The 20,024-nt window shown below is 69.0% G+C and carries 21 protein-coding genes, 1 tRNA gene and 1 pseudogene; 14 read left to right on the top strand and 9 right to left on the bottom strand.

All coding sequences use genetic code 11. The annotated features are described in order from the left end of the window. Window positions 1-128: 128 nt before the first annotated feature. The 5 genes from BM085_RS27125 (at window position 129) to BM085_RS27105 (ending at window position 5,492) form a co-directional block, all read left to right on the top strand. Window positions 129-1,637 carry an ABC transporter permease gene (locus BM085_RS27125; RefSeq protein WP_093889724.1) on the top strand — a complete coding sequence of 503 codons (1,509 nt, stop codon included), beginning with the start codon at window positions 129-131 and terminating at the stop codon, window positions 1,635-1,637. Between the two features lie 70 nt (window positions 1,638-1,707). Then, window positions 1,708-2,637: an ABC transporter permease gene (locus BM085_RS27120; protein ID WP_245789724.1), complete on the top strand. Its 930-nt coding sequence runs from the start codon at window positions 1,708-1,710 to the stop codon at window positions 2,635-2,637. Further along, window positions 2,637-3,791 (top strand): ABC transporter ATP-binding protein, encoded by a 1,155-nt coding sequence (locus BM085_RS27115; protein WP_093889722.1) that lies wholly within the window; start codon window positions 2,637-2,639, stop codon window positions 3,789-3,791. The genes BM085_RS27120 and BM085_RS27115 overlap by 1 nt, the downstream gene beginning before the upstream one ends. After that, the gene (locus tag BM085_RS27110; protein ID WP_093889721.1) at window positions 3,788-4,822 is read left to right on the top strand and encodes an ABC transporter ATP-binding protein; all 1,035 of its coding nucleotides are present in this window, start codon (window positions 3,788-3,790) and stop codon (window positions 4,820-4,822) included. The genes BM085_RS27115 and BM085_RS27110 overlap by 4 nt, the downstream gene beginning before the upstream one ends. Window positions 4,823-5,099: 277 nt before the next feature. Continuing rightward, window positions 5,100-5,492: a DUF3224 domain-containing protein gene (locus tag BM085_RS27105; RefSeq protein WP_093889720.1), complete on the top strand. Its 393-nt coding sequence runs from the start codon at window positions 5,100-5,102 to the stop codon at window positions 5,490-5,492. A gap of 490 nt (window positions 5,493-5,982) precedes the next feature. Here BM085_RS27105 and BM085_RS27095 read toward each other — a convergent pair. From BM085_RS27095 to BM085_RS27085, 3 genes are all read right to left on the bottom strand, one after another. Further along, a tRNA-Ala gene (locus tag BM085_RS27095) sits at window positions 5,983-6,055 on the bottom strand. A 250-nt stretch (window positions 6,056-6,305) separates the two neighbouring features. After that, on the bottom strand, window positions 6,306-7,781 hold the full coding sequence (locus BM085_RS27090; protein WP_093889719.1) for a vWA domain-containing protein: 1,476 nt from the start codon (window positions 7,779-7,781) through the stop codon (window positions 6,306-6,308). Between the two features lie 99 nt (window positions 7,782-7,880). Then, entirely contained in the window at window positions 7,881-8,441 is a 561-nt protein-coding gene (locus BM085_RS27085) for a TIGR03086 family metal-binding protein (protein ID WP_218158841.1), read from the bottom strand. 37 nt (window positions 8,442-8,478) lie between these two features. On the opposite strand from BM085_RS27085, the gene BM085_RS27080 reads away from it, so the two are divergent. Further along, window positions 8,479-10,248 (top strand): asparagine synthase-related protein, encoded by a 1,770-nt coding sequence (locus BM085_RS27080; protein WP_093889718.1) that lies wholly within the window; start codon window positions 8,479-8,481, stop codon window positions 10,246-10,248. A gap of 52 nt (window positions 10,249-10,300) precedes the next feature. Here the strand turns inward: BM085_RS27080 and BM085_RS27075 are convergent, their stop codons facing one another. From BM085_RS27075 to BM085_RS27065, 3 genes are all read right to left on the bottom strand, one after another. Then, window positions 10,301-10,672 carry a nuclear transport factor 2 family protein gene (locus BM085_RS27075; protein WP_093889765.1) on the bottom strand — a complete coding sequence of 124 codons (372 nt, stop codon included), beginning with the start codon at window positions 10,670-10,672 and terminating at the stop codon, window positions 10,301-10,303. Between the two features lie 225 nt (window positions 10,673-10,897). Further along, on the bottom strand, window positions 10,898-11,641 hold the full coding sequence (locus BM085_RS27070) for an ABC transporter permease (RefSeq protein ID WP_093889717.1): 744 nt from the start codon (window positions 11,639-11,641) through the stop codon (window positions 10,898-10,900). Then, complete coding sequence (locus BM085_RS27065) at window positions 11,634-12,584, bottom strand: ATP-binding cassette domain-containing protein (protein WP_093889716.1); 951 nt, start codon at window positions 12,582-12,584, stop codon at window positions 11,634-11,636. Before BM085_RS27065 ends, BM085_RS27070 begins: the two co-directional genes overlap by 8 nt. A gap of 65 nt (window positions 12,585-12,649) precedes the next feature. On the opposite strand from BM085_RS27065, the gene BM085_RS27060 reads away from it, so the two are divergent. From BM085_RS27060 to BM085_RS27030, 7 genes are all read left to right on the top strand, one after another. Continuing rightward, window positions 12,650-13,393 (top strand): TetR/AcrR family transcriptional regulator, encoded by a 744-nt coding sequence (locus tag BM085_RS27060; protein ID WP_093889715.1) that lies wholly within the window; start codon window positions 12,650-12,652, stop codon window positions 13,391-13,393. 250 nt (window positions 13,394-13,643) lie between these two features. Next, window positions 13,644-14,285, top strand: a complete 642-nt coding sequence (locus BM085_RS27055; RefSeq protein ID WP_093889714.1) for a GNAT family N-acetyltransferase — start codon at window positions 13,644-13,646, stop codon at window positions 14,283-14,285. Between the two features lie 454 nt (window positions 14,286-14,739). Continuing rightward, complete coding sequence (locus BM085_RS27050; RefSeq protein WP_093889713.1) at window positions 14,740-15,009, top strand: hypothetical protein; 270 nt, start codon at window positions 14,740-14,742, stop codon at window positions 15,007-15,009. A gap of 1 nt (window position 15,010) precedes the next feature. Further along, a complete protein-coding gene (locus BM085_RS27045) occupies window positions 15,011-16,054 on the top strand; it encodes an NADP-dependent oxidoreductase (RefSeq protein ID WP_093889712.1) in 1,044 nt (347 codons plus the stop codon). Between the two features lie 339 nt (window positions 16,055-16,393). After that, window positions 16,394-16,543: a hypothetical protein gene (locus tag BM085_RS27040; RefSeq protein ID WP_218158839.1), complete on the top strand. Its 150-nt coding sequence runs from the start codon at window positions 16,394-16,396 to the stop codon at window positions 16,541-16,543. A gap of 133 nt (window positions 16,544-16,676) precedes the next feature. Beyond that, window positions 16,677-16,973 carry a nucleotidyltransferase family protein gene (locus BM085_RS27035; protein WP_093889710.1) on the top strand — a complete coding sequence of 99 codons (297 nt, stop codon included), beginning with the start codon at window positions 16,677-16,679 and terminating at the stop codon, window positions 16,971-16,973. Then, window positions 16,963-17,400 (top strand): HepT-like ribonuclease domain-containing protein, encoded by a 438-nt coding sequence (locus tag BM085_RS27030; protein ID WP_177245294.1) that lies wholly within the window; start codon window positions 16,963-16,965, stop codon window positions 17,398-17,400. The genes BM085_RS27035 and BM085_RS27030 overlap by 11 nt, the downstream gene beginning before the upstream one ends. Before the next feature lie 659 nt (window positions 17,401-18,059). Here BM085_RS27030 and BM085_RS43440 read toward each other — a convergent pair. Together BM085_RS43440 and BM085_RS27025 are read right to left on the bottom strand one after the other, a co-directional pair. After that, window positions 18,060-18,347, bottom strand: coding sequence for a hypothetical protein (locus BM085_RS43440; RefSeq protein WP_143121088.1), 288 nt, complete (start codon window positions 18,345-18,347; stop codon window positions 18,060-18,062). After that, window positions 18,334-18,552 carry a hypothetical protein gene (locus BM085_RS27025; protein WP_093889708.1) on the bottom strand — a complete coding sequence of 73 codons (219 nt, stop codon included), beginning with the start codon at window positions 18,550-18,552 and terminating at the stop codon, window positions 18,334-18,336. The genes BM085_RS43440 and BM085_RS27025 overlap by 14 nt, the downstream gene beginning before the upstream one ends. Before the next feature lie 98 nt (window positions 18,553-18,650). Between BM085_RS27025 and BM085_RS27020 the strand changes: the two genes are divergently transcribed. Continuing rightward, window positions 18,651-18,911 carry a GntR family transcriptional regulator gene (locus tag BM085_RS27020; protein ID WP_093889707.1) on the top strand — a complete coding sequence of 87 codons (261 nt, stop codon included), beginning with the start codon at window positions 18,651-18,653 and terminating at the stop codon, window positions 18,909-18,911. Between the two features lie 415 nt (window positions 18,912-19,326). Here the strand turns inward: BM085_RS27020 and BM085_RS47500 are convergent. Beyond that, window positions 19,327-19,602 (bottom strand): annotated as a pseudogene (locus tag BM085_RS47500) (replication initiator); the annotation flags it as partial. Window positions 19,603-20,024 lie beyond the last annotated feature (422 nt).

The following is a 20,024-nucleotide window of genomic DNA, read 5'->3' as shown; positions in this document are numbered from 1 at the left end:
TGTTCCCTGACCGTCGCGTGCGGTTGATGGAACACCAACCACCCAGGGCCGGAACCGGAGAATCACCAACCTCCGGTTCCGGCCCTGACCCGCACATATAGTCCTTCGAATGAGCAGGAGGTGAGGGAATGATCGTCTTCATCGCGCGGAGACTGGTCATCTCGTTCTTCGTCCTCCTGGCGGCCACTTTCATCATCTTCGTGCTGACGGCGCTCTCGGGCGACCCGTTGGAAGACCTCCGCCAGGACAACAGCCCCAACAAGGCCAACAAGATCGCCGACCGCACCGAACGGATGGAGCTCGACGTCCCCATCCCGGTCCGCTACCTGGGCTGGCTCGGCCGCATCGTCCGGGGTGAGCTCGGCGTCAACCGCGACGGCCAGGACGTCGCCCCCCTTCTCGGCCACGCCCTGTCCGCCACGCTCCAACTGGTGCTCGCCGCCACCGTGCTCGCGGTCGTCGTCGGCATCGTCGTCGGCATCGTCTCCGCCCTCCGCCAGTACAGCGGTTTCGACTACAGCGTGACCTTCGCCGCCTTCGTCTGCTTCTCCCTGCCGATCTTCTGGATCGCGGTGATGCTCAAGCAGTACATGGCCATCGAGTTCAACAACTGGCTGAAGGACCCCGGCATCCCGCCGACCGTCATCGGCGTCCTGACACTGCTCGGCGGCCTGATATTCGGCGCCCTCACCGTGGGCGACCGCAAGCGGCGGCTCCTCGCCTTCCTCGTCGGCGCCGCGATCAGCGGCGCGCTCTTCACCCTGCTGTCGGTGACCCGCTGGTTCGCCGACCCCGGGTTCGGCCTCCCGCTCGTCCTGGCCATCTCCCTCGCCGCCGCGGTGGGCTTCACCGTCCTGTCCGCCGGGCTGCGCCAGCGCGGGCCGCTGTACGCCGCCCTCGCCGCCGCCCTGATCGGGGTGGTCGCCTCCCAGGTGCTCGCCCCCGTGCTGGTCGACCCCACCTGGCTGGAGATCATCGGTCTCGCCCTGGTGACGGTCGCGGTCTGCGTGGGTCTGGGCTACGGCCTGGGCGGGTTCCAGCGCCGCCAGGCGATCACGACCTCCGTGCTGACCGGCCTGTTCACCGGCGCTGTGATCTTCCTGGACCACATGCTCCAGGCGTTCGCCGCCTACAGCAAGGTGGTGCGCGGTCGGCCGATCTCGACGATCGGCGCGCGGACCCCCAACTTCGCCGGCGACTTCTGGCAGCTGAACCTGGACTCGGCCGGTCACCTGCTGCTGCCGAGCATGGCACTCATCCTGGTCTCACTGGCGACCTACACGCGCTACAGCCGGGCGAGCATGCTGGAGGTCATGAACCAGGACTACGTCCGCACGGCCCGCGCCAAGGGCCTGCCGGAGCGGACCGTCGTGGTCAAGCACGCCTTCCGCAACGGGCTCATCCCGGTCACCACCCTGATGGCCTTCGACTTCGCCGGCGTCATCGGCGGCGCGGTGGTCACCGAGAACGTCTTCGGCTGGCAGGGCATGGGCAACCTGTTCATCAAGGGCCTGCGAGAGGTGGACCCGGCCCCGGTCATGGCGTTCTTCATCGTCACCGGGACCGCGATCGTCGTCTTCAACATGATCGCCGACATCCTCTACGCCTACCTCGACCCGCGCATCCGGCTGTCCTGAAATCGGAGAACCACCCATGACGCTCAATGCGCAGGCAACGGAACCTGGCACCCCATCCGATTCGCAGGGCATGGCGATCGTCGCCCGGACCCAGGGCCAGATGGTCCGCCGCCGCTTCTTCCGGCACCGCGCCGCACTGGCCGGAATGATCATATTCGGCTTCGTCATCGTCCTGGCGTTCAGCTCCATCGGCTTCGCCGGCATCCCCGGCTGGTGGGACAAGACCTACCTCGACACCGGTCCCCTGACCAACCAGGGCAGGCCGACCCTCAGCCTGATCCCCGAGTTCCTCGGCGGTACCGGCATCCACCTCGGCGAGCACCCGTTCGGCCAGGACGACATCGGCATCGACTACTTCGCGCTGACCATGCGCGGCGCCCAGCAGTCGATCATCATCGCGTTCGTCGTCGGCATCGTCGCGACCCTCACCGGCGCCGTCGTCGGCGCGCTGGCCGGCTACTTCCGCGGCCGGCTCGAGGCTGTGCTGATGCGCCTCACCGACGTGATGATCACCATCCCGGTCCTCGTCATCGCCGCCGTCGTCGGCCGGATGATGGGCGACAGCGGCGCCCTGGTCCTCGGCGTCTTCCTGGGCCTGGTGACCTGGCCGACACTGGGCCGCCTGGTCCGCGGCGAGTTCCTCTCCCTGCGGGAGAAGGAGTTCGTGGAGGCCGCCCGCGCGATCGGCACCCGGCCGAGCCGGATCATCTTCCGCCACATCCTGCCGAACACCGTCGGCGTGATCATCGTCAGCGCCACCCTGGGCATCGCCAGCGCGGTGCTGCTGGAGTCCGCGCTGTCCTTCCTCGGCCTGGGCATCCAGGCCCCGGACACCTCACTGGGTCAGCTCATCAGCCGTTACCGCAGTGCGATGGTGGTCCGCCCGTGGCTGTTCTGGTGGCCGGGCATGTTCATCATCATGATCGCGCTGTCGATCAACTTCATCGGCGACGGCCTGCGTGACGCCTTCGACCCCCGACAGACCCGGGTGCGTGCCTAATGACGACTCCTAATGTGCCGATCGAGCCCCGAAAGGGCGATGTGCACACCTACGACATCGCCCCCAACGTGCTCGACGCCTCCGGGGAGGTGCACGTCGGCCTGACCCTGGACGCCGTACGGCCTCCGTCGGAGGAGGAGATCCTCAAGGTCGACAACCTGACGGTGGAGTTCCCCACCGACGACGGCGTCGTCCGCGCCGTCCGGGGCGTCTCCTACAGCCTGCGCGAGCGCGAGGTGCTGGGCATCGTCGGCGAGTCCGGCTCCGGCAAGTCGGTCTCCTCGCTGGCCGTCATGGGCCTGCTGCCCAAGAGCGCCCGGGTCAAGGGGCAGATCCTCTTCCGCGGCGACGACATGCTGAAGATGCCGGCCCGCAAACAGCGGAGCCTGCGCGGCCGCAAGATCGCGATGGTCTTCCAGGACCCGATGACCGCGCTGAACCCGGTGCACACCGTCGGCGACCAGCTCGCCGAGGCGGTGCTGGCGCACGAGCTGATGCCGCGCAAGAGCGCGCTGGCCCGCGCCAGGGAGATGCTCGACCTCGTCGGCATCCCGCAGGCCGAGGCGCGGTTGCGCAGCTACCCGCACGAGTTCTCCGGCGGCATGCGCCAGCGCGCGATGATCGCCATGGCGGTCATCAACAACCCCGACATCATCATCGCCGACGAGCCGACCACGGCCCTCGACGTGACCGTCCAGGCGCAGATCCTGGAGAAGCTCCTGGAGGTCAAGGACGCGGTCAACGCCGCGATCGTGCTCATCACGCACGACCTGGGCGTCATCGCGGGCATGGCCCACCGGGTGCTGGTGATGTACGCCGGCCGTCCGGTCGAGGTCGGCGACACCGACCCGGTGTTCGAGGAGCCCCGCATGCCGTACACGGCGGGCCTGCTGGGGTCGATCCCGTCCCTGGAGAACTCCGGCGACCGGCTCCGCCCGATCAAGGGCACTCCCCCGTCACTGATCAACATGCCGGCCGGCTGTCCCTTCTCGCCGCGCTGCCCGCTCGCCGACGACACGTGCAGGACGGCCGAGCCGGAGCTGGCCGAGACCGACAGCGGCGGCCACTTCGCGGCCTGCCACCACTGGGACCGGCTGGCGGCGGTCGAGGACCCGACCGTGTTCTTCCGCACCGAGAGCGAGACCAAGGCATGAGCGTGAAGACCGAGGAGACGCCTGCTCCGGAGCGGGAGCCGGCCGGCGGCGACCACCTGCTCGAGGTCAACGACCTGGTGATGAACTTCCCGGTCAGGGGCGGCGGCTTCCTGCGCCGGGTGGTGGCCCAGGTCCAGGCCGTCAGCGGGGTGTCCATGCACGTGGACGAGGGCGAGACCCTCGGCGTGGTGGGCGAGTCCGGCTGCGGCAAGTCGACGACCGGCCGGGCGATCCTGCAACTGCACAGGCCCACCTCGGGCTCGGTCCGCTTCCGGGGCAAGGAGCTGACGACGCTGTCGTCCAAGCAACTGCAGCCCGTACGGCGCGACATGCAGATCGTCTTCCAGGACCCCTACGCGTCGCTCAACCCGAAGATGCCGGTCAACGACATCATCGCCGAGCCGCTGAAGGTCCACGAGCGCTGGAAGGACGGCGGCCCGGACCGGGTGGCCGAGCTGCTGCGGCTGGTCGGCCTGAGCCCCGAGCACGGCAACCGCTACCCGCACGAGTTCTCCGGCGGCCAGCGCCAGCGGGTCGGCATCGCCAGGGCGCTGGCCCTGGAGCCGAAGCTGCTGGTGCTCGACGAGCCGGTGTCCGCGCTGGACGTGTCGGTCCAGGCTGGCGTGGTGAACCTGCTGGAGGACCTGCAGGAGTCGCTGGGACTGGCCTACCTCTTCATCGCGCACGACCTGTCGGTGGTCCGCCACATCTCCGACCGGGTCGCGGTGATGTATCTGGGCAAGGTCATCGAGACCGGGCCCAGGGACGACCTCTACGACCGCCCCGCCCACCCCTACACCCAGGCACTGCTGTCGGCCGCCCCCACGGCCAACCCGAAGGAGGAGCGGGCCAGGGAGCGCGTCATCCTCACCGGAGACGTGCCGAGCCCCCTGGACCCGCCGAGCGGCTGCCGCTTCCGCACCCGCTGCTGGAAGGCCCAGGACATCTGCGCCGTCGAGGAGCCCCCGCTCGTCGACCGCGGCAACGGGCACCCGGTGGCCTGCCACTTCGCCGAGGTCACCGCGCGCTGACCGGACGAGGCGAGCCGTACGGGATCCCCCTTCCGTACGGCTCCCCGCCCCACGCCCGAGGCCCGCCGCGTGCGGCGAACACCCCGGCCCCGGGCGCCGCGTCGGCCCGGCCGATGGACCCCTCACGGCCGGCTCCAGTCACCTCGATGATCGCCCTCCCGGCAGACCCGTCGCACGGCGAGCGGAATCGCATCATGTCCCCGGCTACATCTGTCAAAAGATGACAGGTATGGGCGCGACGATTGGGAACAGAAACCGCCGCACCGAGGAGTCGACCATGCCCCGCGCCACCGGTACCTTCAGCATCGACAGCTGGGACGCACAGCCCTACGACGAGGCCGAGGGCGCCGCGCTCTCCCGCGTCCACGTGACCAAGACGTTCGGCGGCGACCTGCTGGGCACCAGCACCACCGACATCATCACCGCGGTGGCCCCGGTGGAGAGCTCGGCGGCCTATGCCGGCTTCGAGCGTTTCATCGGCACCGTGCACGGGCGCAAGGGCACCTTCGTGCTCCACCACACCGCCACCAGCCACGCCGGGGAGTCATCGCTGAGCTGGACGGTCCTTCCCGACTCCGGCACCGGTGAGCTCGCCGGCATCCGGGGCGGGGGCCAGATCGTCAACGACGACGGCGCCCACTCCTTCCACCTCGACTACGAGCTCGGCTGACCCACCCGGACGACGACCCGGCCCGCGCCGACAGCGAGCCGGGACTTCCGACGGCAGTCCCCCCACTCCCCCTCCAGGCGGGAAACCGCACCTACTCCCAGCGTGGTAGCCGAACGGACTCCCCACGAACGACGACCGATTCGGCAACGTTCCCATCAACGGCCAGATCAAGCAGTGGGCCGTCACCTCGGCCCCGGCCGATCACGCGACGATCCTGCAGCGGTGGGAGGCGTTCCACTTCCTGCGAACCACCACCGCGTTCGTCGCATTCCTCCTCATCGTCCTGCTCGTCTCCGTCGGTGACCGGCTCGAGAAGCCCGGCACCGCCGAATGACGGCGGCCTCGCCGCCTCCCCGATCGGCGCGGCGGCTCACGCCGTCGACCCCGCCGGCCTCCGCTGACCCGGAAAACAACGAAATCCCGGCCGATCGAGGTGATCAGCCGGGATCTCGTCAACATCCTTCAGGCCATTCCAGGAACGGCCCCGAGGTGGAGCTATGGGGATTCGAACCCCAGACCTCCTCCATGCCATGGAGGCGCGCTACCAGCTGCGCCATAGCCCCTCAGATGTCCGCGCCACCGGGCTCTCGCCCCAGCGGCACCACGCCAGTGTATAGGACATCGGGCACCACTCAGAAACCGTTTCCGCGGCCCCCGCGAGGCGGGGCGCCCTCGTCGCGCGGGGACCCGGCACGGACGGAGCCCGGGCCCCGCCTCGCGAGCGGCACACGGGGCACAGGCGGCACCGGGCCGGCCGGAGGACCGGTCCCGGTCTCGTGCGGGGTCCGCTTCCGGCCCGGCGGCGCGCCCCGCTCAGCCCAGCGACGCGGCCCTGTCGATCAGGCCGGCGAGCTCGGTCACCGCGGCGTCCTCGGTGGAGGCGGCCAGACGCGTGGCGTGTCCGGCGAGCTCCCTGGCCCCCACCCCGGCGATCTCCTCACGGGTGCGGAGATACTCGGCGAAGGCCGCCGCCACCACGTCGACCTGGAACCTCGGCGAGGACTCGCGCCACACCGAGGCCGACAGGTCGGCCGACTCCAGGGACCGGCTGGTCTCGCCGGGGCCCCGGGTGTCGGGGTCCTGCCAGCGCACGGTGGCCGTGGCCAGCTGACCGGAGGCCCCGCTGCGCAGCCGTACCTCGTACAGGGCCGTCACCGAGTGGCCCGGGCCGATCTCGCCGCCGTCCTTGGTGTCGTCGCGGAAGTCCTCGGTCGCGATCTGCCGGTTCTCGTAGCCGATCAGGTGGTAGGACTCCACGGCCGAGGGGTTGAACACGACCTGCGCCTTGGCGTCGCGGGCCCGGAGGTCGAGGTTGGTGGCGAGCTGCTCGACGAACACCTTGCGGGCGTCGTCGACCGAGCTGACGTAGACCGCGGCGCCGTCGCCGTTGTCGGCGAGCTGCTCCATGAGCTGGTCGCCGTAGTCACGGCCCACGCCGACGCACAGCAGGGTGATCTGCCGGCCGGCGGACTCCGCCACCCGGTCGAGGATGCCCTGCCAGCTCGTGTCACCGGTGTTGGCCAGGCCGTCGGAGAGCAGGATGACCCGGTTGGTGGCCGCCGGGCGGAAGGCGCGGGCGGCTTCGGCGTAGCCGGCGGTCAGCCCCGTCTCCAGGTTCGTCGAGTCCTCCACACCGAGGCGGTCGATGGCCGCGTGCAGCTGGTCCCTGCCGGTGGCCGGGGTCATGGAGAGGATCAGCCGGGCCTGGGTGCTGAAGGCCACGATGGAGACCTGGTCCCCCGGCCCGAGCTGGTCGACGAGCTTGTGGAGCGCCTCGCGGACCAGGTCGAGCCGGCCGGGCTCACCCATCGAGCCGGACACGTCCACCACGAAGGTCAGGTTCGCCGGGCGCCGCGCCTGCGAGTCCGCCCTGCGGGTCTGCAGGCCGACCCGGATCAGCGCGGTGCCGTTCTCCGGCATGCGGGCGCCGTCCATGTGCACGGTGAAACCGTCGTCTCCCGGCTCCTTGTAGTCCTGCCGGAAGGAGTTGACGAACTCCTCCGGCCGGATCCGGCCCGGCTCCGGCAGCCCTCCCTCCTGAAGGATCCTCTTGGCGTAGCCGTAGGAGGCGGTGTCCACGTCGAGAGCGAAGGTGGAGATCTGGTCGGCGGTGGTGTCCCGCTCTCCGGCGGCGCCGGCCTCCTGGTCCTGCGCCAGGGACGGCACCGCGTTCCCGGGGTTGTTCCTCGGTTCGGCGGCGGGTCTGCTGCTGGTGCTCGATCCGCCGCAGGCGGCGGTGAGGAGCAGGGCGATCACGGCGAGGGCAATGGCGAGCGTGCGCGGATTCATGTCGCCTCCGTAGGATGCGTGTCACCTCCTACGACGACGCTCCCTCCGGGTGCGCCGGGGGCTTGACCCAAGCGAGCGCAAACCGTGTTCGGCGCGTGATCAGGGCTTCCAGCCCGGATCACGCCCGCTGAGCCCGAGGGCCCGCTCGAACGGCGAGGCGTCCTCCGGTACGGCGTGCGCCTCGCGGAAGGCCCCCATCCGTCGGCCCTGCGGGGCCATCCGATCCATGAAGGCGGCCACGGCCTCCCCGGTCTCCTCATCCACCCCGTAGTCCTGCCCGGTGGCCCTGGCCAGGTCCCAGCCGTGGATCACCACGTCGCCCAGGCCCAGCTGGAACACGGTGGTCATGGGCATCCCCATCGTGGGGCTGATCCCCTCGAAGGCCTCCGGCCGCGACCAGGCGGCGACCATCGCCGCGGCGCGGCTCTCGAAGGCGGTGTGGTCGCCGTCCTCCGGCGGCACCTCCTCCTTGCGCGCCAGCGCGTCGAACATCCCCGCCGCCCGGGACAGGTGCCCGAGCAGGCCCCGCACGTCGAAGTCCGCGCAGGGAGTGGGCAGGCCGAGCTGATCCTCCCGGATCTCTCGGACGACGGCCGCGGTACGGGTGACGGCGCGTGAGAGCAGTTCGTTCATGACGGCCATGCTTTCCCACAAACTCACAGATGTATTGAAAAAACGCGACATAAGATCCCTCGACATGCGTGTGTATCTCGGACTGGCCGCCAAACGCCCGGAAACCGGGCTCCCGGAGACGGTGCTCCACACCGTCAGAGAGGCGATCGCCGCCGCGTTCCCGGTCCCTCCGGAGGTCATCAGGGCCCGCGAGTGGCACCGCCCCGGCGTCTCCCTGTTCGCCTGGACCAACGAGCCGGACGACTCCCGGCAACCGGCCCTGCTGCACGACGGGCACGACCGGGTGACCGGGGTGAACGGCCATCTGGCCGCGCCCGGTGAGGTCGACCGGCTGGCGGGCATGCCGGTGCTGGGCACCGAGGCGGTCGGCGGCTGCTTCTCGGTGTTCCGCGCGACCGGCCGCGAGCTGTCGGCCGCCACCGCGATCCACCGGGTCTGCCCGGTCTACTACGCCGAGACCCCCGACATGCACGTGATCGGCAGCCGGGCGCTGCTGGTCCACCTCGCCGCCCGCGGAGACCGGGTCGAGTGGGACGTGCTCGCGTTACAGTCGCTGATCCGGCAGGGCTACTTCCTGTCCGACGAGACGCCCTACCGCGGGGTGACCGCGCTGCCGCCGTCCTCGGCCGTCACCGTCGCGGGCGGCAGCCGTACGATCACCCGGACCCCGCTCCCCACCGCCGCGCCCGCACCGGTCTCCCGCAGACAGAAGAGGGCACTCGTCGAGGAGCTGGCCGGCGCGCTGCTGGCGACCGTTGAGCCGCTGCGCGCGACGGGCGAGCCGGTGAACCTGGCGCTGACCGGCGGCCGGGACAGCCGCCTGGTCGCCGCGGTGCTGCACGCGGCCAGGATCCCGCTCCGCGCGACCACCAACGGCCTGGACGTCCACCCCGACGTGGTCGTCGCCGGGCGGATCGCCCGCGCGCTCCGCATCGAGCACACGGTCATCCCCCCGGTGCGCGCCGAGAAGAAGGACGCGATCCTGGTCGAACACCCGCTCGCGCGGGCCTACGAGACGCTGCGGGCCTGCGAGGGCATGACGTCGGCCTACGAGTCGGTCGTCGGCTACCTGCCCTACAACGCCCGGCCGACCATGTCCGGGCAGAGCGGCGAGATCCTGCGGTCCGGAGGATTCCTCCTGCTCCAGACCGATCTGGCGGCCAAGGCGCTGGGCCGCCGGGTGGACACCACGTTCCTGCGGGATCCTGCGCTGTTCAGCGAGGCGGCCAACGAGCACGCCCGCGAGCTGGCCCGGCCCTGGCGGGAGCGGCCCGGGTTGGAGGCGCTCGACCACATGTACGTCACCTACAAGGTCGGCCGCTGGCAGGCCGGCGCCCGCGCGGGGGCCCTGCGCCGGGGCGATCCGATCTGGCCGTTCCTCGACAACCGGGTGGTCGGTGCGGCGCTGGGCCTCGACCAGACCTGGCGACTGTCGGAGGAGGTCATCTACGAGCTCATCACCATGCTGGCGCCGTCGCTCCGGCACATCCCGATCGAGGGCAAGCCGTGGCGGTTCAGCGTGGACAGGCGCTACCGCCCCTGGCAGCGCAGGCCGCAGTTCCTGACGGCGCCCAAGACCGGTGCCGGCTGGAACTGGCGGACCGCCCCCGGCGAGGAGCTGACGTCCCTGCTCCGCGACCACGTCCTCGGCCGCCTCGACCTGCTGGCCCCGATCGTCTCCCCCGACGAGGTCCGCAAGCTGTTCGCCGGACCGGTGCTCGGCAAACCCACCCAGGCCTGGCACCTCTACACCGTGGCCACGATGCTGGACGGCGCCTACCCCGGCAAGGCCCCCGAAGGACTCGACCCGATCCGCGTCCCCATCCCGTCGTGACCTCCCCTCCGGCCCGTCCCCGTCCCGTCCCGAATCCCCCAAGGTCGGGCTCTCATGTGAGCGGGCCGGCGAAGACGACGATCTCGTCGATGTCACCGGCCGCGGCGACATGGACGATGTCCATGCCGGAGAGCAGGGGCTCACCGGCCGCGCTCTCGTAACGCCAGCCGTAGCGGGCCCACTCGTCCGGTGCGTCCACCCGGGTGGTCCGGACCATGAGGCAGGACCCGGACGGATGGCGCTGGACCACCTCGGTGATGAAGTCCTCGACGGCCTTACGTCCGACGCCGCGCCCCAGGGGCCCCCAGAAAACGACGTCGTCGGTGAGAGCGCGGCCCAGCAGGGTGGCACGCCGTTCGGGGTCGGCGGTGTTGGCGGCCTCGATGAAGGTGTCAACGGCCTTGGCGTGAAGTTCGTCGTTCATCGCACCGTCGTACCACGCTCCCGCGCCCGCCCGCGCGGCCGGGGCCGATCCGGTGACCGGGACGGCGGCCACGCGACCGGCCGAGCCCCCGGCCCTCCCGGCCCCGGTCAGGCGGCGCCGGCCCACCGGTGGTCGACGGCACCACCGTGCTCGGCGACGTCGACCCGACGCTGGTGCCGCGCGAGCGACCGGCCCGCGATCGCCGCGAGCGGTCCGCCTGAGCGGTCAGGAGACGCGGCGACGGAACAGAGCGGCCGAGACCGCCATCCCGGCCACCACGATCCCCGCGCACCAGGCGAGCGCCTGCCACGGGGCGGCGCCGACGGGCTGGTCGAGCAGGAGCCCGCGCAGCGCCTCGATGACCGGGGTGAGCGGCTGGTTCAGCGCGAAGCCGTGCAGCCAGCCGGGCATGGTCTCGACGGGCACGAACGCGCTGGAGGGGTAGGGCAGGAAGGACACGAAGAAGGCGAAGCCGCTGGCCGCCTCGGGCGTCTTGGCCAGCAGGCCGACCGCCGCGCCGATCCACGAGATGGCCAGGATGTAGGCCAGCAGGATCGCGACGGCGGCGAGCCGGCCGCCGGCCGTGGCCTCGGGTCGGAAGCCGATGGCCAGGGCCACGGCGAAGACCATGGTGGACGCGGCCAGGTTGCGGACCATGGAGGCGGCGACGTGGCCGGCGAGGATCGCGGTGCCGCCGACGTCCAGCGAGCGGAAGCGGTCGACGATGCCGCCGCTCATGTCGCCCGACACGCTCATGGCGGTGGTTCCCGCACCGAATCCCGCGCAGATGACCAGGATGCCCGGCACCACGTACTGGACATAGCCGCCGCCGGTGTCGATGGCTCCGCCGAAGAGGTAGACGAAGCAGAGCATCAGCATCACCGGCAGGGCCAGCGCGGTGATGAGCGCGTCGATGTTGCGCGCGCTCAGGCGGATGGAGCGGGCGGCCATCGTCAGGGCGTCAGACATGGCCGGGTTCCTTGGCACTCGGGTGGCCGGTCAGGGCCAGGAAGACGTCGTCGAGGCTGGCCCTGTGCACGGCGAAGCGCTCGACCAGGCGGCTCTCGGGGTCCACGGCGTCCAGCAGCGCGCGCACGTCGTGCGCCTTCCCGGTCGTCGGCACCCCGAGCAGCAGCCGGGAAGGGTCTCGGCGGGCGATTCCCGGGCCGAGCCGGGCCGCGACCTGCTCGTAGGCCTGGGCATCGGCCAGCGTGAGGTCGAGCCGCTCCCCCGCGGCCTGCCGCTTGAGCTCGGCCGCGGTGCCCTCGGCGACGATCCGGCCGCCGTCGATGAGGGCGATGCGATCGGCGAGCCGGTCGGCTTCCTCCAGGTACTGCGTGGTGAGGAAGACCGTCACGCCCGATCCGGCCAGCTCGGTGACGATCGTCCAGACGTCCATGCGGCTGCGCGGGTCGAGGCCGGTCGTGGGCTCGTCCAGGAAGAGCACCGACGGCTCGGCGACCAGCGAGGCCGCCATGTCCAGGCGGCGCCGCATGCCACCGGAGTACGTCGAGACGCGTCGGCCGGCCGCCTCGGTCAGCTCGAAGCGCTGGAGCAGTTCGGCCGTGCGGCTGCGCGCTCCGGCCCGGTTCAGGCCGGACAGCCGGGCCATCATGCGGAGGTTCTCGATGCCGGTCTGCTGCTCGTCGAGGGCCGCGTACTGGCCGGTCAGGCTGATGCTGCGGCGTACCCGCGAGCGCTCGGCGACCACGTCGTGGCCGACCACCCGCGCCCGGCCCGCGTCGGCCTTCAGCAGGGTGGCGAGGATCCTGACCGTGGTCGTCTTGCCCGCGCCATTGGGGCCGAGCAGCGCGAAGACGCTCCCGCCGCTCACGGTGATGTCGACACCCCGCAACACCCTGACGTCGCCGTACGACTTCATGAGGCCTCTCGCCTCGATGGCATGCGTCATGACCGCCTCTCTTCTGCGTATTACATACGCGGTATTGCGTAGACCATACACGCTAGACTGCCGGGATGGACAGCGAGAGCGGCGAGGCGTTCCCGGCGAGCATCGAGGCGGCCTGGGGCCTGCGCGAACGTCCCCACAAAGGGCCGAAGCGCGGACTGACCCTGGAGCGCATCGTCTCCGCGGCCGTGAAGGTCGCCGACGAGGACGGCCTCGACGCGGTCTCGATGAGCCGCGTGGGCAACGAGCTGGGCAGCTCGACCATGGCGCTCTACCGCTACCTCGCCACCAAGGACGAGCTGCTCACGCTGATGCTGGACGCCGCTGTCGGCCCACCTCCGCCGTTGCCCGAAGGTCTCGGCTGGCGGCGCGGCCTGGAGTCGTGGGCCACCTCGATGCGCGCGGCGATCCTGACCCACCCCTGGACGGTCCACCTGCTGATGCCCAAGGGGCCGCCCGCCACCCCCAACCAGCTCGCCTGGCTCGACCAGTTCCTGCGGATCCTCCAGGACACCGGCCTGCCCGTGAGCGCCAAGCTCGCCACCCAACTGCTGATCAGCGGGCACGTGTGGAGTCACGTGAGCATCACCGCGGCGATCACGCTCGACACCGAGCCCGGCAGCCTGCGGCGCTGGAGCGAGTACGAGCCGTTCCTGCGGCGGGTGACCGGCGGAGGCCGCCTGCCCGGGCTACGCGCCGCGCTCGACGAGGGCGCCTTCGGCGCCGACCCGGGAGCTCCCGACGATCACTTCGTCTTCGGCCTGGAACGCGCGCTGGACGGCATCGAGGCACACATCCGCTCTCTCCGCTGATGTGGCCCGGCGGCGCGAAGGGCGCGGCCAGGCCGGCGATCTCCAGCAGCCTGGCCACCAGCGGAGGAACGCCGGACACGGCCGGCGCGTGACAGCGGGCCCCGGCCCGCAGCCTGCCCGCGACCAGGGCCGGCGAATTCCCTCTTGGAGGTGTCGCAGAGACTGGGCGACACGGTGAACACCCCTGCGGCCACTTGAAAACGTACGGCATACGCAGAAACGTGTATGTTGTACGCAGAAGGGAGGGCGTATGGAAGCCCGCATGTTCGCCGAGACCGACCGCGCCCAATTGCGCGCGCTGTTCAGCCGCGCCGGTGAGGGCGCACCCACCGCCTCGCTGTGGGGACACGAGGAGTCCGAGGCGGCCATCTATCTCGACCCCTACATGGACCTCGAGCCGAGCTCGCTGTTCGTCGCCTCGGTCGACGGCGCCCTGGTCGGCTACCTGGCAGGCTGCCTCGACAGCGCGGCCTTCCCCAGCGAGGGTGAGCGCATCGAGAACGCCATCCGGAAGTACCGGCTCTTCTTCCGGCGCGGTCCCGCGACCTTCTTCGCGCGCAGCCTGGCCGACCTGACGGTGTCGAAAGTACGGCGCAGGCCCACCGCAGGCGACTTCACCGACGCGCGGTGGCCGTCGCACCTGCACATCAACGTGGCCCCCGAGGCGCGCGGGACCGGCGCCGCCGACGCCCTGATGGCGCTGTGGCTCGACCGGCTGAAGGCGGCCGGCTCCCCCGGCTGCCACCTTCAGACGCCGGCCGAGAACACCCGGGCGGTGCGGTTCTTCGAGCGCGCCGGGTTCGCCACGCACGGCCCGACGCCGCTGGTGCCCGGCCTCCGGTACGAGGGCAGGGGGGTTCACCAGCAGACGATGGTCAAAAACCTCCGCTGAGGGCGACGATCGCGGCCGAATACCGCAGTCACCTCTTCGGACTGTGGAAGCGCATGTAATTCCCCCGGAGTCGGCTGCCCGATCCGGTGCCGCCGGCCGAAGCTCTCGCCGGGGGCGGGTCATGCTGCCGGTGCGGCTGGGACGCCGGACTGACCGACATCCCCTCCAACACCTTCTCCTTCTACGACCAGATGCTCGACACCAGCGTCATGATCGGCCCGGAAAGCCGATCCGCGGGGAGTTTCATTACAAGGTCAAGGCGCGTCCCGCCTACGGCGTCCCGTGCGCGTCGGGCGGTCGCCGGCCGCGCTGCGGCTCTTCGGCCGGTCGCGACCAGCACCGCCCACGCGCTTTGACCCCCCAGGCCGTGATCGCCGACACCGCGACGATGTCACTCCACGAGATGTGACCGAAAACGCCTTGGAGATGTCGGGTGGCGTCGTAGTCTGACGCCATGAAGCCGAGCGACTTTCTGCTCTCTGCGCGGCAAGGCTTTCCGGGTGCGCCGTTGGTGCGGCAGGTGTTGGACGTCGAACGGGTGACCGCGCTGCGGAATGGCCCGCTGGAGAACGTACCGGACCTGGAGGCTGCTCAGGCGATCATCTGCCTCGCACTCAGCGAACTGGAAGCTTTCGGTACCGGCGGCGCTGCGAACATATCCGAAACCACCGCGTCGAAGGCTGGCGTCAACGCCGCACCGACGGCCGAGAATGTAGGTGTCTAGTATGACTGGCAACCGCATCAACCGGGCCTACCGCCTACGACGCCGACCCGTTGGGCAACTCACCGACGGTGACCTCGAACTGGTTGAAGAGCAGCTACCGGAGCTGGCCGACGGTCAGGCCTTGGTCCGCACCAAGCTTCTCTCGCTCGACCCAACCTCCCGCGTCTGGATGAGCGATATGCGTAGCTACGAACCTCCAGTCCCGATCGGCGCAGTGATGCGTGGCTTCGGCGTCGGCGAAGTAGTTGCATCCAGGCGCGAAGACATGCCGGTCGGGGCCACTGTCAGCGGCTTCACCGGTTGGCAGGAACTGGTCCTTGCCGACGACTCACAGCTGGAGGCGCCGCTTACTGTCCTGCCGACCCCACTGCCGGCACCCGAGTCAGCCTTTCTCGGCGTCCTCGGCCACACCGGCATCTCGGCCTATCTCGGGATCGACTTGGCCGAGTTGAAAGAGGGAGAGACAATCGTCATCTCTGCCGCCTGCGGTGCGGTCGGCTCGATTGCCGGTCAGATCGCAAGGCAGAAAGGGGCGGGACGGGTGATTGGCATTGCCGGCAGTCCCAGCAAGTGCCAACACGCCGTCAAGGTTCTCGGCTATGACGCCTGCATCGACCACCACGCCGCTGACTGGCGTGCACAGCTCGACGCCGCCACACCGGATGGGATCGATGTCGATTTCGAGAACGTTGGCGGGCCGGTCATGGATCACATTTTGATGCGGCTCAACATCGGTGCCCGGGTTTCCCTGTGCGGCATGATTTCCGAGTACAACAGCTATAACAAGGGCGGCGAACACACTGGAAGTCTCACCAACATAGTCCAGCTGATCATGCAGCGGGCGACGATCAAGGGCTTCCTTGTACTTGACTGGGCCCACCGCTTCGAAGAAGCGATCACATACCTCGCCGGGCTGCTCGGCGAAGGTAAGCTCCACTACGACGAGACAATCGTCGACGGCGGCATTGAAGCTGCCCCGTACGCTCTCCACCAGCTGTTCAGCGGCGCAAACTTGGGCAAGCTACTTGTGCGGGTAGCAGATTGAGACGTCGCTTGGGAGGCCTCTTAAAGGGCTATGAAGTGCTCCGCTTCGGCGGGTAGGAGATAGTCGAGGCGTGGTCCGCTATCGAGGACATCAACCTTGGTAGCGGGTCGTACAGCTGTCCGCACCTTGGTGGGTCAAGGGCGCCTACGACGTCGCTACGCGATCCAATGCCGCGTAGTGAGGTGGAGGCCGGCCAGTAGCGTGGCGTCTATATGAGACACACTCATAAGGACTGGCCCGGCGGCCAACTACGGGACAGGTACGGGATGATCTTGCAAGCGATGTTGCCTGTGCTAAGCACTCGTGCAGGTCAACCCGGAGGGGCTGGGACAAGAAGACGTGCCCGCGCTTCTTCGCAGGGTGGCCGACACCATCGAAAGCTTGGGTAACGTCGAGATCTACGACGTGATCATGCACGACGAGATCACCGAAGACGGCAACCAGCCGAGTCTCACTGTGTACTTCGACTACCGGACCGGCCGCGCCTGACCTGGGCTCGGCTCTGATCGTCATACCAGTCGGCTACCTCTGTCATGATCACCGCGATATGTCCCTCGGGGAAGATAGGGCCGAATCGTGTGGCGTCGCGGTTGAGGTGGCATCCTGGGAACCAGGAGGTGTCATGAGCGTTGACTTCACGACCGTCTACGCGCAGTTGGTCAAGCTGTGCGAGAGATACGGGATTGCCGAGTTGGCTGTTTTCGGCTCGGTTGCTCGTGGCGAGGACGGAGACGGCAGTGACATCGACCTCCTCTATGTTCTGAAGCCCGACAGCAACATCGGGCTTGAGTTCTTCGCGTTCCAGGAGGAACTGGAGGATCTGCTGGGCCGTAAGGTCGATGTGGTCTCCAAGGAAGGTCTCCACTGGGTCATCCGCGACCAGGTTCTTACCGACGCCCGGGTGTTGTATGCAGCGTGAGGGCCTGTATCTGGTGGACATCGTGGAAGCCGCCAGGAAGATCGCCTCATACCTCGAAGGCGTCTCACCTGAGGTGTGGGCTGCTGACTCGATGCGCCGCGACGCAGTCATATGGCAGCTTTCCATCATCGGTGAGGCTGTCGGAGGGATCTCTGACGAGACCCGAGCTTCCACCCCCGAGATCCCGTGGAAGCTCATCAGAGGGTTGCGCAACAACGTGGTCCACCGATACTTCAGCGTCGACTGGAAGATCGTGCACATCGCTGCCACAGTGAACGTTCCCGACTTGGAACGGCAAGTGCGAGCTCTGCTTCAGTATGCCCATCCGGATCTCTTCAGGCGCCTGGAGCAGGAGGAATCACGCGCCTCTGCCGATTCCTCCGACGATGCGCACACCGAGCCCTCAACCAGCTCGGATCTTCACTGACTTCTCCCTGCGCGGTAGAGAAACACAGAGAAGGTCGTCGGATGATGGGGCGGGACACTACCTGGAGGCGTGTACAGCGTCGGCATACAGCAACGCCACCTCACACGATCACACGCCACCGGCCCGCATCTGCCTCTCGAGCAGGACAAGAAGGCCACGACGTCGTGACCGGCTCCCGTTTGCAAGCAGGCACTCGTAATGAAGTGGTCTCCTTACCGGAGCCCGCCCGGCCGCTTGGCGGCCCGGCGGGCTGCGCTGCGGCCTGGGGACCGTTCTCGCCCGCCGTCCGCCCACGTCCAGCGAACTCCGGCGAGTACCTGTAAACGATCAGGGCTCTCTCAGCACGGCTTGCCCGTCGTGATCACCGGTAAGCGTCTGATCGGGAGCCAAGTTGCTGTCCGCGACTCCCCCGCCCCCGCTGCCTCATTGTCCGTGTCCCTCGGTCGGCGTCAACTCCGTCTGTGCACGTTGGGTGGGATCAACGGTGCACGTAGCGTGCTGGGGGACACGCGAAGACGGAGTTGACACCTCGGTCGGGCCACGAGATCGGCAGCTATCGGGGGCGGGGGAGGAATGGGCCAGGAGTCACCCGGTTGACCCCTGGCACCCTGGTAGGCGTGGCGACGCCGTCCCTCCAAAACTCACGTCGCCACGCCCGTCTACCGGACACCTCCAGACAGCAGGGCTGTCCAGACGGTCCGAGCTTCGTTGACCGACCAGCGCGGGGACTCATGCACCGTGGCGTTGCCGTCGAGCTGGACGGTCCGGCGGATGAACGCCTGACCGCCGCCGGAGCACAGTTCGTAGACCGTCGCTCTACACAGGCAGGTCCATGCCACCGGCCGTACCCGCTCGGGAGTCCGGTACGGCTCTCGCCACTCCAGGCGCACATGGTCGCGTTGCGCCATCGCCACGTGTGGGCTCAGGCACCGATCAACCGTGATCACGGCGAGTCCCCGACGAGAAGTCACGGTCGCAGACCTCGCGGAGGGAACGGCCGATCCGCTTGGCGCAGCAGATCAGTTCCAGGTACCGGAAGGTGCCGGCAGTCGCGTCCGCAAGGGCTTCGGCTGATGTTCCTTTGAACCGCGCCTCCCAGGTGCCGTCAGGGCACCGGGTGACGTCGAACTCAGGGATGCTCCAGTCGGCCATGCCTGACATCATAGGAGCACCTGTAAACACACGTTAACTTACGTCATCTAACGTCTGTTTCTATCTTTGCAGGTCAGGGCATATCTAGTCTTGAGATCATGTTCAGGTACGACCCGCGTAAGCCCAAGTGGTCGCAGATCGTCGAGGAGATCCGCAGGCGGATCGACACGGGCGAGTACGACGCCGAGACCCTGCTGTCCGAAGTCGCGATGGAGGAGGAATTCCAGGTCTCCAGGCCGACCGTCCGCAAGGCCATGAAGGTGCTTCGCGATGAAGGGTGGGTCGTGACCTCGCAAGGCGTCGGTTCGTTCCCGACCACCGAAGAGGAACGGGCTGCGAACCCGCGCACTTCACAATAGGCCAAGCGAGACCAGGCCAGCCGGGACGGTTACCGGGTTCCGCGCCTTCCCTCCGCCACCGTCCGGCCCGGCGAAGGGGAGGAACTCTCCCCCGTGGCGTCGCCGGCCGAACTCGCTCCGCGAGCCCTTCGGGTGCCTACGGCATTCCGCCGGCCACACCACTCGGCAGATGGTTGAGCCCCACAGTCAGCCGGGACCAAGCTGTTCACGCTCCCGGGCGATCCGGCGAGCGGCAGCGATGCGTTGCCGGGTGAGTTCGGCCCAGAAGAGTTCGCCATGCCGGTGACCGCTTCCCCCGTAGCGCCACTGCTGGACGACGACCTTCTCCCGTTCCTCCGCCCCTCGGGCAGACCCAGCGCACGCCGTACCTCCTCGGCCCGGCGATCGGCCCGCACCCGCCGCAGAGCGCCCAAGGTCACCGAGTAACGGCGTGACTTGGTCGAGAAATGCCGCCGTAACCCAGCATGTGAGCCCACCGCCGCAGGGGAACGTCCCGGTACTCGGGAAGGTCGCCGAGGCCGAAACAGGCGTAGATCATGCGGCGGGCATGCTCGGTCACCTCCAGGCGTGCCACCTCCCATACCTGCCGGATAGGCCGGTCCACCGTCCCGGCTGACTCCGCGCCCTTGGTCGCGTATTTGGCGATGTAGGCCGCGACCCGCTTGTCCGAGACGCCGTCGAGTTCGGTGGCGACGTAGACCGGTTCCGCGCCCCAATGGACCCCAGAAAACGACGTCGTCGGTGAGAGCGCGACCTAGGAGGGTCGCACGCCGCTGTGAATCAGAAGTGTTGGCAGCCTCGATGAAGGCGTCAACGGCCTTGGCGTGGAGTTCGTCGTTCATCACACCGTGGTATCACGCCCCCGCGCCCGCACGCATGGCCGAGTGGTCCGGGGAACATCACCGAGCCCGGAGGCTCGGCCACACGCCAGGATCGGCGGGAGGCGACAGAAGGATCGACGACAGACCGGCGCACCGCCATCCTCTGCTCCCCGGAATCGACCCCGACCGGCGAACCGAAGAAGGCCTAGGCCCGGGCGGGTCCCTCGTGATCACCGCGCCGAGATCATGTGGCCCTCTTCCCCGACAGAGAGAACTCGGCGCAGGCATGGAC

The sequence above is a fragment of the Streptosporangium canum genome, assembly GCF_900113865.1.
Taxonomy (GTDB): Bacteria; Actinomycetota; Actinomycetes; order Streptosporangiales; family Streptosporangiaceae; genus Streptosporangium; species Streptosporangium canum.
Note: the sequence above shows the minus strand (reverse complement) of the source record. Positions and strands in the feature narration are given on the sequence as shown.

Bases quoted from the DNA above. Each gene is read 5' to 3' on its own strand.
- BM085_RS27125 (WP_093889724.1), top strand. From the start codon at position 129: ATGATCGTCTTCATCGCGCGGAGACTGGTCATCTCGTTCTTCGTCCTC.
- BM085_RS27120 (WP_245789724.1), top strand. From the start codon at position 1,708: ATGGCGATCGTCGCCCGGACCCAGGGCCAGATGGTCCGCCGCCGCTTC.
- BM085_RS27115 (WP_093889722.1), top strand. From the start codon at position 2,637: ATGACGACTCCTAATGTGCCGATCGAGCCCCGAAAGGGCGATGTGCAC.
- BM085_RS27110 (WP_093889721.1), top strand. From the start codon at position 3,788: ATGAGCGTGAAGACCGAGGAGACGCCTGCTCCGGAGCGGGAGCCGGCC.
- BM085_RS27105 (WP_093889720.1), top strand. From the start codon at position 5,100: ATGCCCCGCGCCACCGGTACCTTCAGCATCGACAGCTGGGACGCACAG.
- BM085_RS27090 (WP_093889719.1), bottom strand. From the start codon at position 7,781: ATGAATCCGCGCACGCTCGCCATTGCCCTCGCCGTGATCGCCCTGCTC.
- BM085_RS27080 (WP_093889718.1), top strand. From the start codon at position 8,479: ATGCGTGTGTATCTCGGACTGGCCGCCAAACGCCCGGAAACCGGGCTC.
- BM085_RS27075 (WP_093889765.1), bottom strand. From the start codon at position 10,672: ATGAACGACGAACTTCACGCCAAGGCCGTTGACACCTTCATCGAGGCC.
- BM085_RS27070 (WP_093889717.1), bottom strand. From the start codon at position 11,641: ATGTCTGACGCCCTGACGATGGCCGCCCGCTCCATCCGCCTGAGCGCG.
- BM085_RS27065 (WP_093889716.1), bottom strand. From the start codon at position 12,584: ATGACGCATGCCATCGAGGCGAGAGGCCTCATGAAGTCGTACGGCGAC.
- BM085_RS27060 (WP_093889715.1), top strand. From the start codon at position 12,650: ATGGACAGCGAGAGCGGCGAGGCGTTCCCGGCGAGCATCGAGGCGGCC.
- BM085_RS27055 (WP_093889714.1), top strand. From the start codon at position 13,644: ATGGAAGCCCGCATGTTCGCCGAGACCGACCGCGCCCAATTGCGCGCG.
- BM085_RS27050 (WP_093889713.1), top strand. From the start codon at position 14,740: ATGAAGCCGAGCGACTTTCTGCTCTCTGCGCGGCAAGGCTTTCCGGGT.
- BM085_RS27045 (WP_093889712.1), top strand. From the start codon at position 15,011: ATGACTGGCAACCGCATCAACCGGGCCTACCGCCTACGACGCCGACCC.
- BM085_RS27035 (WP_093889710.1), top strand. From the start codon at position 16,677: ATGAGCGTTGACTTCACGACCGTCTACGCGCAGTTGGTCAAGCTGTGC.
- BM085_RS27030 (WP_177245294.1), top strand. From the start codon at position 16,963: ATGCAGCGTGAGGGCCTGTATCTGGTGGACATCGTGGAAGCCGCCAGG.
- BM085_RS27025 (WP_093889708.1), bottom strand. From the start codon at position 18,552: ATGGCCGACTGGAGCATCCCTGAGTTCGACGTCACCCGGTGCCCTGAC.
- BM085_RS27020 (WP_093889707.1), top strand. From the start codon at position 18,651: ATGTTCAGGTACGACCCGCGTAAGCCCAAGTGGTCGCAGATCGTCGAG.